Annotated in this window: 8 protein-coding genes; all 8 read left to right on the forward strand. The window is 45.6% G+C overall.

Annotation, left to right across the window (positions count from 1 at the left end; translation table 11 throughout):
• Positions 1–341: 341 nt before the first annotated feature.
• Positions 342–1,415 (forward strand): P-loop NTPase family protein, encoded by a 1,074-nt coding sequence (locus tag ACO4PX_RS05215; RefSeq protein WP_455016512.1) that lies wholly within the window; start codon positions 342–344, stop codon positions 1,413–1,415.
• Positions 1,416–1,517: 102 nt separating this feature from the next.
• Positions 1,518–2,384, forward strand: coding sequence for a leucine-rich repeat domain-containing protein (locus ACO4PX_RS05220; protein ID WP_485571830.1), 867 nt, complete (start codon positions 1,518–1,520; stop codon positions 2,382–2,384).
• Between the two features lie 160 nt (positions 2,385–2,544).
• Entirely contained in the window at positions 2,545–3,195 is a 651-nt protein-coding gene (locus ACO4PX_RS05225) for a hypothetical protein (RefSeq protein ID WP_183683687.1), read from the forward strand.
• Between the two features lie 11 nt (positions 3,196–3,206).
• Positions 3,207–5,834, forward strand: coding sequence for a hypothetical protein (locus ACO4PX_RS05230; RefSeq protein WP_485571832.1), 2,628 nt, complete (start codon positions 3,207–3,209; stop codon positions 5,832–5,834).
• Positions 5,835–5,851: 17 nt separating this feature from the next.
• Positions 5,852–6,445 (forward strand): TadE/TadG family type IV pilus assembly protein, encoded by a 594-nt coding sequence (locus ACO4PX_RS05235; protein WP_308580218.1) that lies wholly within the window; start codon positions 5,852–5,854, stop codon positions 6,443–6,445.
• Positions 6,446–6,463: 18 nt separating this feature from the next.
• The gene (locus ACO4PX_RS05240) at positions 6,464–8,137 is read left to right on the forward strand and encodes a DUF6382 domain-containing protein (protein WP_485543639.1); all 1,674 of its coding nucleotides are present in this window, start codon (positions 6,464–6,466) and stop codon (positions 8,135–8,137) included.
• Between the two features lie 105 nt (positions 8,138–8,242).
• Positions 8,243–8,464, forward strand: coding sequence for a hypothetical protein (locus tag ACO4PX_RS05245; RefSeq protein ID WP_314634406.1), 222 nt, complete (start codon positions 8,243–8,245; stop codon positions 8,462–8,464).
• Positions 8,465–8,931: 467 nt separating this feature from the next.
• A partial coding sequence (locus ACO4PX_RS05250) for an N-acetylmuramoyl-L-alanine amidase family protein (RefSeq protein WP_485571834.1) occupies positions 8,932–10,705 on the forward strand: 1,774 nt, incomplete at its 3' end.

A 10,705-nucleotide genomic window follows, 5' to 3' on the forward strand; every position in this document is an offset into this window, starting at 1 on the left:
ACCGAAGCTCCGACAGAAGGAACAGAAGCAGCATCGGAAGCCTCGGCAGAAGGCGGGGAGGCAGCGCCGGAAGCGGCACCGGAAGCCCCTGCAGAAGGGGGAGAAACGGCAGCGGCAGCTCCCCCGGAAGGGGGAGAAGCACCCCCTGCAGAAGGAGGGGCTCCGGCAGCAGGATAGGGCGCAGATGGAAGGAAGATAGCGGGGAGCCCCGGTTAACAAGATAGGAAGCAGAAGCAATGGAGGTCAGCCGACAGCTCTCAAATCATCGGACATCTAAAAAAACACGTATTAAAAAAGCTGTAGATATATAAAAAAGCTGGAAAAAAGCAAAGGAGAAGGAAATGAAAATCAAATTAGCGATTTTGGAACAGGACAAGGAATACTTACAAAGAATCGTAACGGTGTTTAGCACCCGCTTTGGAGAGAAGTTTGAGCTGTATTCCTTTACCGACGAAGAACTGGCCTTGAAGACCGTTCGGGAGGTAAAGATGGATGTGCTGGTGGCGGATGCCTCCTTTGACATCAACACAGCCCTTCTTCCCAAGCAGTGCAGCTTTGCGTATTTCGTGGAGTCCGCGGAAATCGAAAGCTATAAGGACGAGGCGGCTATCTCCAAGTACCAGAAGGCGGATCTGATTTATAAGCAGATTTTAAGCCTTTATGCGGAGCGGATTCAGGGCATTACCGGTTTGAAAATCGGAGAAGATCCCTGTAAGGTCTTTGCCTTCGGCTCTGTAGCCGGAGGAACCGGGGCTTCCACCATGGCGGCAGCCTGTGCCTATCATTTTGCCCAGGCGGGACACCGGGTTTTGTACTTGAATATGGAGCGCTACGGCTCGGCGGATCTCTTCTTCCATGCCGGAGGACAGCTGGATATGAGCGATGTGGTATTTGCCTTAAAGGAGCAGAAGGCCAACTTTCGTTTAAAGCTGGAAAGTGCGGTTCGTCAGGATCCAAGAGGAGTGTACTTCTTCTCCAAAGCAAAGATTGCCCTGGATATGATGGAGCTTTCTTTAGAGGAGAGACAGAAGCTGCTTCGGGAGCTAAAGCTTGGGGGCTCCTATGACATTATCATCCTGGACGGGGACTTCTCCATTGATGACGACAGCTTGGCGGTTTACCGGGGAGTGCACGGCATTGTCTTAACCGTAGACGGATCGGAAATCGGAAACGACAAGTTCCTAAGAATGCTACAGGCCTTACAGATTAAGGAGGAAAATTCCCCCGTTCCCATCATGAAGAGAATGTACACCGTGTATAACAAGTTCAGTAATAAAACCGGCCAGAGCCTTCCCAAAATCGGCATTCGAGAGCTGGGAGGGGTACCCAGATATGAACACGCCGGAACAGAGGCGCTGGTGGAGACCTTGGCGGAGAAGACCTTCTTCGAGGAATTATTAAAGGAAAATATTTAAGAGCGGAATACGTAGAAGCTTGGAAATACACAGAAGTTCGTTGGCTAATTAAAGTAATAGAAGATAAAAAGCAAAAAAAAACAATCAGAAAGGGGAATAAAAATGAAGAGAAGAACACTGTTAGGCTTAGGCATCTTGGCTTTGGCTTTGGGACTTACCGCCTGCAACGGAGGAAAAGAGAAGAGTGCTCAGGGAGACAGCAAGCAGGAGGCAGACAGTGGTAAGGGAAATGAGAAAACCAATGCCAAGGCAAATGAAGACTATTTCGAATGGATGGGAGAGGACTCCATTGCCAATCTGAATGAAGAGGGTTCTAAGCAGAAGGTGATTGTGATTCCCAAGCGGGCAAAGTCCTTTGACTCCGGCTTAGGACCGGATGATGATGTGCAGCTGGAAGAACTGTATTTTGAAAGTGATGACGATTTTCAGCTGGGCTACGGCCTTACTCTTTTGAAGAAGGTAAAGAAGATTGTGCTGCCGAAGAATCAGACCTCCGAGGTCGACGTACAGTTTGACGATAAGCTGGAAAGTCTGGATATTCCGGCAGGGGTAACTAGCATTGCCGAGTTCGGCTTTAGAGACTGCACCAGCTTAAAGGAAGTGAATTTCCTGGGAGAACAGTTAAAGGTAATTCCGGACTCCGCCTTCTTAAACTGTTCCGCACTGGAGAAGATTAGCATTCCCAATTCCGTAGAAAGTATTGAAGAAGCGGCATTTCAGGATTGCAAGTCCCTGAAGGAAGTCCACATGCCCAAGAATTTAAAGGAAATCGGTAGCGGTGCCTTTGCCGCGGATCCTGTGGATTCTTATTACTTCCCCAAGGAAATTGAAAATTTAAAGGTGCTTCCGGATTCCTTCGCTTCTACCGGAAAGAGCAATTTCTATGTTGTGAAGGATTCCTGGCTGGACAAAAACTTTGAGGAGGTATTCGGAATCTTAGGAGAAAAGCAGTACTACGACGGAGAATAAAGCTTCCGTAGAAAGCAGTATTACGACGAAAAATAATGCTTTCGCAAAAAAGTGTTAGTGCGAAGAAAAAGCTTCAGTAGGAAAAGTGCTGAAGAGGGTGCCGGAGGGAAAAGCTTCGGTGCCAAAGGAAAAGGATTTTCTGTAAGGAAAAGGAGTCAAGATGAGAAAGGGATTTCGAGAGAAAGGGGAAGATGGCACCGTCATGATTGAATGGTCCATCGGTATGCTGCTCTGTATTCTGATACTGGTGTTCTTTATCGGCTTTAGTATGTACCTTTACCAAAATGTCATGTTCCATGTTACGGCAAATGAGGCCGCGCAGGTTGTGGCGGAGAATTACAAGTATGGATCTGCCAAGAAGGATTTAAATCTGGTGAGTGAAGAAGATATTACGAATATCGGTGTGTATCGTTATCTTTGGATTATGGGGAAAAAGCAAGATCGAATCGATGCGGCAAATTCCAGAGCCTCTAATTTTCTGAACAATCGTCTCACCAATGTGAGCCTGGCAAAATCAAAGGGTGAGGTGGATATTAAAGTAGAACGTGCCAATGATGATATCGGAAGACATCATATTGAAATTACCATGCACAAAAACTATGGATTTTTATTTGGAGAGTTAATGCGTTTTATCGGCGTTTCCGAAACCAAGCAATTGGATGCGACGGTAGCCTGCAATGACTTTGATGCCTTGGATTATGTCCATTCCGTAAAGCTTGCAAAATATGCCAGTGAAAAGGTGAAGAGCTTTGCAACTGTATTGGAAACGGTGGACAAGGTGGTTAAAGGCCTTAACAAGTTTTTTTCATAGGGGAGAAGAATATGAAAGCATGGTTTAAAGAAAAAAGAAAAGCAATACGACATTTTCTGAAAAGGAAAGTCAACGGGACGAAGGGCATGCTATCCATCTTTTTAGCCTTAGTGGTTTCTCCGCTATTAATGTCCACCTTCATTTTCATAGAATACGCACGGATTCAAAGTATTCAGGAATTAATGAAGGAGGTCATGGGAAGCTCCCTCTATTCAACTTTAGGTCATTACGATGATTATGTGGAAGAGCGTTTTGACTTGCTTTCCATTTCTCAAAAGGATGATATCAATACCACTTACCAGGGCTATATGAAGGCCAATATGAATGCTTTGGGCAAGGGGGCAAGCGTACAGAGTATGGAGGCTTCCGGACAGCATAGTCTGGGTAGCGCCTCTATCCTAAAGCAGCAGATTTATGAGGCCAGTGAATATACGGTTATGGCACAGGCCATGTGGGACGGCTTTGACCTGGACCGTATTAAGAAGAAGCTGGACGGTCTTCCCGGAATGAAGCAGCTGAACGCCGGAGCAGAAGTGGCGAACAAGGCGGTAGGCTATGCCAATGACACCAAGGATATGATTAACAGTGTCAAGGATTTTCAGGAGAAGGCGAAGGACTTCAAGGAGAAATGCCAGAATTACAAAACAAAATATCAAGCCTTTCAAACGGCGATGCAAACCGTTGAATCCATCAGAAACAGTGGGCAGGAGGAAGGTCTTCCCGCCGCAGAGGCGGCTGCGGATGCAGCGGCCAGAGAGCTGGCTACCGCTACGAAGGAGCTTAGCACCAGTCTTGGAAACCTTTATGATGCCTCCAAGGATTTAAAGGAGAAGATGGAAAAGGTGAAAAAAGACCTTAGTGAAGTGAAGGAGGCAACGAAGAAAAAGAAAGAGGAAAGCAAAGAGGCGGCAACGGAGAGCGCAGCTTCCACCGGTACAGAGATTGCTACCATTCCTGCAGCAGGCAACGGCACCGGTACAGAGGTAGCCACAGTACCGGCGAATGGCAGCACGGAGGTGGCAACAACAGGAACTGCCGCAGATGCGGAAATTCCTGATGGAGAAGGGGCGGAAACCATAGGTACGGATGCCTATAAGTGGTTTGAGGAAATGCATAAGGTCACGGAAGATTTTGCCAATGAACAGATTCAAAAAGGAATCGATGCCATTGTAGAGGCGGAAAAAACAAGCTTAAACAATCAGGCCGCTGCCCTGAGTTCCTTCACCGCTTCCGGTCATTCCATGTCGGAATTATCTTCCGCTCCTTTAGGAAAGATAGAAATGAAGGGCTTTAAGGAGGACGTGGCTAAGTATGTGGATGATCTGGTAGATGTTTTAGATAAATCAGCGACTGCGGACCAAGAGGGAGTCAAGGAAGTTATTGCCGTCGGAAGATTGGCACAAAAGCTGATGGATATGAAGATTTTTTATGACAACAGTTTGGACTCCAATATTAATCCGGCTTTATTAGCCCATACCAGCTCCTTTGATACCTCAACCCTCTTAACGGCTTCCGGATTTACAGGGATGTTACAGGATGCGATAGATTTTGCGGATGCCTGCTACGGAATTCCGAATGTTTTCAAAATGGTTACAAAATTGGCCAGCTTCTTGATTAATCTGGCAAAGTTTTTAGCGGGATTGGTAACCTGGATGGCAGAGCACTTTATCAATCTGGCGAAGTTCCTGGTGAACTACCAAGAGTATTATCACGCCTTCCTCTTATATGGCTACGCGGCATACAACCTGCCGAATCGAACGACCTATAAGAAAGGATCCACTTTAACCGGATATAGCTTCCAAAAGGTATTTAGCCTGGCAGGCGGATCGGATAAGGGTGGAAAAGGGGGTGCCATGAGCGACATCGCCTCTTTAGGGAATAATTCCGGATCGGATCCGATGTTTAAGGGTGCGGAACTGGAATATATGCTTACCGGTGCAAACTCCGAGTACACTGCCCAGGCCGGTGCCTTCTTTGACGGCTATATGCTTCGCCTGATGGTGGATTGCTATGCGGTATTTAACTCGGATATCCTGAAGGCACTTTCCGGTTTGGGACCGGTACGAATTGTAGCCACCGTCATCTTCCTCTTACTGGAACCCTTCCTGGATATGGTGATTTTGGTAAATGGAGGAACCCAGGTGCTTTTCAAGACCACGGCGTACCTTTCCACTAAGGGATTACCCCATCTGGCACAAGACATGGCCGGAATCCTGGATCTGAGTGATGAACAGAAATCAACCTTAGGCGGGATGTTTGAAAGGGAGCGAGGGGGAGGTAGCTCCACCGGCACGGAAGTAGCCGTGTACCATGATGATCCTGCCAAGCATGGAGGACAGGACGGCTCGGGAAAAACCAATGATAAAAACGAGATGGGTTATTTCCCGCTGGACTACACTGCCCACGGCGCTATTTTGATGATTTTATGCACCCCCTACGACCAGTATACAGACCGGATGCAGAACCTCATTCAGCTGGAAGCCAAGGAAAAGCACAAGAAGGACTTTGATTTCGACATCAACAAGGCTTACACCAGTGTACATTCCGACAACAAATACAAGCTGAACATATTTATGAATTTATCTCCTACGCTTACCGGAGGCTTCCCCTACGAAAAGCAAAAGGATTTGGCGTATTAAAGGAGAAGGGAGTAAAGATGAAACGAGAGAATACGGAAAAAGGCTCGGTAACCATAGAAGCAGCCATCATTCTTCCTATCTTTTGCGCTTTGTTTATGGCATTAAACGGCTTCTTCTTCGTGTTTAACGCCCAAAACCAAATCGCACACGCACTGGTACAATCCGCAACCAGCCTGGGCATGGATTCCTATGCCAACAATCAGATTGCCTCGGGCCTGGACGGGGCCAACGGCTTCTGGGGTAGCCTCAGTGATGTTATTCAAGACGGCTACAGAAGATTTTTTTCCAGCAAATACTTTTCCAGCCCTAATGACTGGTATAAGGGAAGCAAAAAAGGTATGGGCGCCGCCCTGGGTATGGGAAATGATGATGCCAAAAGACGTTTTGTAGCCTACCTGACCGGAGACACCAGTGACTCCAAGGCAAATCAAAAACTGAAATCCTTCGGGGTAGAGAGAGGCTTGGACGGCATGAACTTCAAGGTCGAAAGTTCGGGAGGAGATGTTACCCTTACCGTCACATATAAAATGGGTGTCTGGTTTGATATGTTCGGAAAGAAAAAGATGAATATTACCCAGAGTGCCAAAGCCAAAATGTGGGGAGAAAAGTAAGCAAAAAGGAGCAATAGTATGAAAGAATTCAAATACGAAAACCAAGGAGCCAGCAGTTTTCTGGTTTATCAGCTCAAGGAAGAGGATGTGCTGGACAATATCAGTCTGAATATGCTTACCAGCAACAAGGCCAAGGGACTGGCCTCTACCAACTATATGCAGATGGATACACAGCGTTTTATCCGTTACACCATTACCGGAAAGATTACGGCAAACCAGTTTTTTGCCCGGCCGGTAACTAAGCAAAGCTTTATGGGGATTTTCAAGGGGATTACGGAGGCCATGGTATCCGCAGAGGAATACATGCTGGATCCCGCCTGCATCCTCTTGGATTTGAACCAGATTTATACCGACGTATCCACCGGGGAGACGGAGTGCATCTGTCTTCCGGTGGAAAATGAAAAAGAGCAGAAGGATCAGAGAGAATTCCTGAAGTCTGTAATGTTCCAGGCACAGTTTGAGAATCCGGAAGAGGGAAGCTATGTCACCAGAATCCTGAATTACTTAAACAGTATTCCTGTATTTTCTTCACTGGATTTCTTGAACCTGTTGACAGAGATGGAAAGGGAAGGAAAGAAGGATAGAACAGCCCTTGCTCCGGCAGCGAAGGAAAGCCTGCAGCAGGGCGTAGCCGAGTTCGGAAATGCCGTTGCAAATTCTTCCGTAGGGGGAGCGGCGGCAAGCTTTTTCGAGCAATCCTCCCTATCTCAGGCAGGAGCTCTTAAGCAGGAAAATGCAGTGGAGGAAGTCATTCCGGATATTCCTGTACCGGATGATATTCCCAAGGAAGAAAGAATCTCTCTTTTCTACCTCTTACAGCATTACAACAACAACAGAGCCAAGGAATATATGGCACAGCAGAAACAGCTGAAGGCAAGAAAAGAGGCCTTAAAAAAGATTGAATTGGCGAAGAAGGGCGGAAAGAAAAAATCCGCTGCCTCCTTCAATCTTCCCGGAGGAAAGGCGAAGACCGCTTCTGCTGCACCGAAGGCGAAAAAACCGGCTTCCGGAGGATTTTCATTTCAGGTTCCCGGAAAGGAGTCCGGAAAAGACAAGCCGGGGGAGGATTTGTCCGGGATAAAAAGCTTGCCCAATGCCCCGGTAAATAGCCAAGGAAATTTCGCAGGAAATCCCAAAGTCAGCGCTCCGGTCGGTGCCGGGATGAATATCCCAAAGAGCAATCCTTCGGTCGGTTCCGGAATGAATATCCCGAAGAGCAATCCTTCGGTAGCGAAGGGAACTTTACAGCCGGCCAAGCCAAGCCCCCTGTTTTCTAATCAGCAAGAAGCTGTGGGAAATGGAGGAAGAAACTTCGGAGACACTACGGTTTTGCATAGTGGCTTTCGAGGGGAGGAAACCTCGGTATTAAACTATACCAAGGCACCGGACACACCGAAACAGCCATATCTACTCCGGATTAAGAACGGAGAGCGGATTCCTATTACAGGCAGCATTTTCCGTTTGGGAAAAGAAGAAAAATTTGTGGATTATGTGATTCATGACAATGAGGCCATCAGCCGAAGCCATGCCAACATCATCAGTAGAAACGGACAGTATTTTCTGCAGGATAACAATTCCACAAACCATAGCTTCCTAAACGGACAGCAATGCGTAAGCAATGTGGAGCTTCCCTTACAGGACAAGGCAAGCATTCGTCTGGGGAACGAAGAGTTCCAGTTCCTCTTGCTTTAAGAGTAAGTCGTTCATGGTAGTAGCCTTAGGTTACTTTTAAATAAATATCAAACACTATCACACAAGAGCACCGAATCGGTGTCTCGCTGAGAGAAAGGAGTCTTTATGACCAGACTTGATGACATGATTTTAGCAACAAAAATTCGCGGGGAGAAGGCTGTAGATCGTTTCTTCCATGAGGAGAACGGAGACACAAACTTCATCTCTATGCTGATTCTTATTGCAGTAGCTGTATTCTTAGCAAGTGCATTTAAGACAGTAGGTAAGGAACTTTTGGAGCTGGTAGGCCAGAAGGTATCTACCTTCATCAACAGCACTGCTAACTAAGCCGAAGGAAAAATTGAATATGGTGTGCAATAAGAAAGATTACGAAGCTTAGAATCGAAAGGGCAGAGCTCTTAGTTCAGGCGTAGTAAAGCTTAAGGCACCAATCAGGGAGAAGACACAGCAGGATGAGTAAGCATTTGCTTTAAAAGCGTCTTGTTGGAAAATGTGTCTATCTCCCATCAGGGAAAGGCTACTACCATGAAATTTTAACCTTTCCCTGAAACTATATAAAGAAATAAGCGTAGAAATAAGTGGAACAATATGTATAGAAATAAATATAAAAATAAGTATAAAAGTACGTATAAAAATACGTGGAAAATAAGTATGAAAATAAGTATGGAAACAGAATCATTATAGATTGTGATTGAGTTTTATAGTTTGTTATAGAAAGAAGTAAAAGATTCTCCCAGAGAGGAAATAAAGTGTAAGAATACATTGGAAAATAACAGGGAAAAAGGATAATCAAGATGAGAAGAAAAAACATGCTGGCTTTAGGACTGAGTGCGGTACTTTGTACAGGGCTTTTTGTCCCTGCAAGCTATGCGGATATTTTAGACAATAAGGATACTTACGTTCCGGAGGTAGAAAAAACTGCTGAAACAGCAGGAACTGTAGAAGGATTAGACGATTTTCCGGAAGAGACTGCTGTGGAAGGGAAAACTGCGTCCATAGAGGAAGAAGTACCGACTACTGAAGCGGAAGACTCAGAGGAACTTGCTGAGCGAAAGGGGGAGTCTACAGAGGACTCTACAGAAGATATAAGAGGAACAGATTCTGCTCCGGTAACCTCCGGATATTCAGGATTTAGAAGTGCTGCAGTGACAAAACCACTTGATAATAAGATTGTAACTTTGCATGTTTCATTTGAAGATTGGGATTTTCCCGCAAGAGATCACATGAAAGTGCTTCGGGAGAAAAAGGTAAATGTAACAGGTATTGCCTTAAGAGGAGGAGGAGCTGGAGTTATCAACAATCCTAGCCCGGATCTTTATAAAATTCTCCCGGAGAGGGAAGTGGAAAAGAAAGTAAATGGTCAGTGGGTTCCTTATAATCGTAACTACTTTACCCCGGGGGAGTATCACTATGTATATACAATTGCTGAAGGAAAAAAGAGTCCATATTATCTTTTGCCAATAGCTGAACAGGACGGAGATGGAAAACTTACTTATACAAGAGTTTCTATGGAAGAAAGGTATTTTTATCATAGAGGGGTACATAGTTATTATCAGGACAATTTGAAAGCTACGCAACGGGAAGATGCAAAATATAAATATTATACCTTTGAAAGCGAAACTTTTACCGTGAAGGAAGCAAAGGTTATGGCGAAAGTATATCTCCGTTCCAGCTTTGACATCCATAATGTTAAGGTTGGTGATTCTATGAAGAGAGCAACGCTCCAAGTGGAGAAGATTGTGTTAACAGATGGTACGGAAATCCAAGGTTCCAATATAGCTAAGCCTTTTATAACTAATTTTATGAATCATTTCCCTGAAAGCCCGGAGCAGTTTAAGCTCTTTTTGGAGAGCTATCCAAATGCATTAGGAGAAAATGGGAATATTAGGGCATCTCAGGAGGAGAGTATGACTTTTCCTGCAGGACGTTATCAGGTAAAATACGTGATCCGTCCTTATTATACAGTTGATAACTATCGTTTCTTAGTGTCGGAGACTGATGATGTTTATGGCAATGGTACAGAGTTTTATGTCAATAATGAGCCCTATGAAGTCCGCAGGGTTATTCCTGATTATGGTATGACAACTATTACAAAATTAACCTCGCCTTTTTTCGATGCGGTAAAAGTAGAGAAGAAAGAAAATCACTCCGGCAATACGGGAAACTCCGGCTCTACCTCTAAATCTGTCTCCAGTAGTTCTGGTGGATCAAGTGGTGGCTCCGCTAGCTCAGGGGGAAGTTCCGGTGGCGGTTCCGGAAGCTTTAAAGTAAGCAGTAGCCTTTCAGGACAGGTACTTGGTGTAGATCGTTCTTTGTCTGGAGGCCAGTGGATACAGGATGAAAAGGGCTGGTGGTACAAAAGACCGGACGGAAGCTATCCGAAGAACAGCTGGGGCTATGAAGCCTATAATGGAAAGTCTTACTGGTACTATTTCCTGGATTCCGGCTATATGGCTACTGGCTGGGTGGATGTAAATGGCAGCAAATACTACCTCTTCCCGAATTCTGATGGTTGGAAGGGTAGAATGCTCACCGGTTGGCAGTGGATTGACGGAAACTGCTACTACT

The organism is Oribacterium sp. (assembly GCF_057249185.1).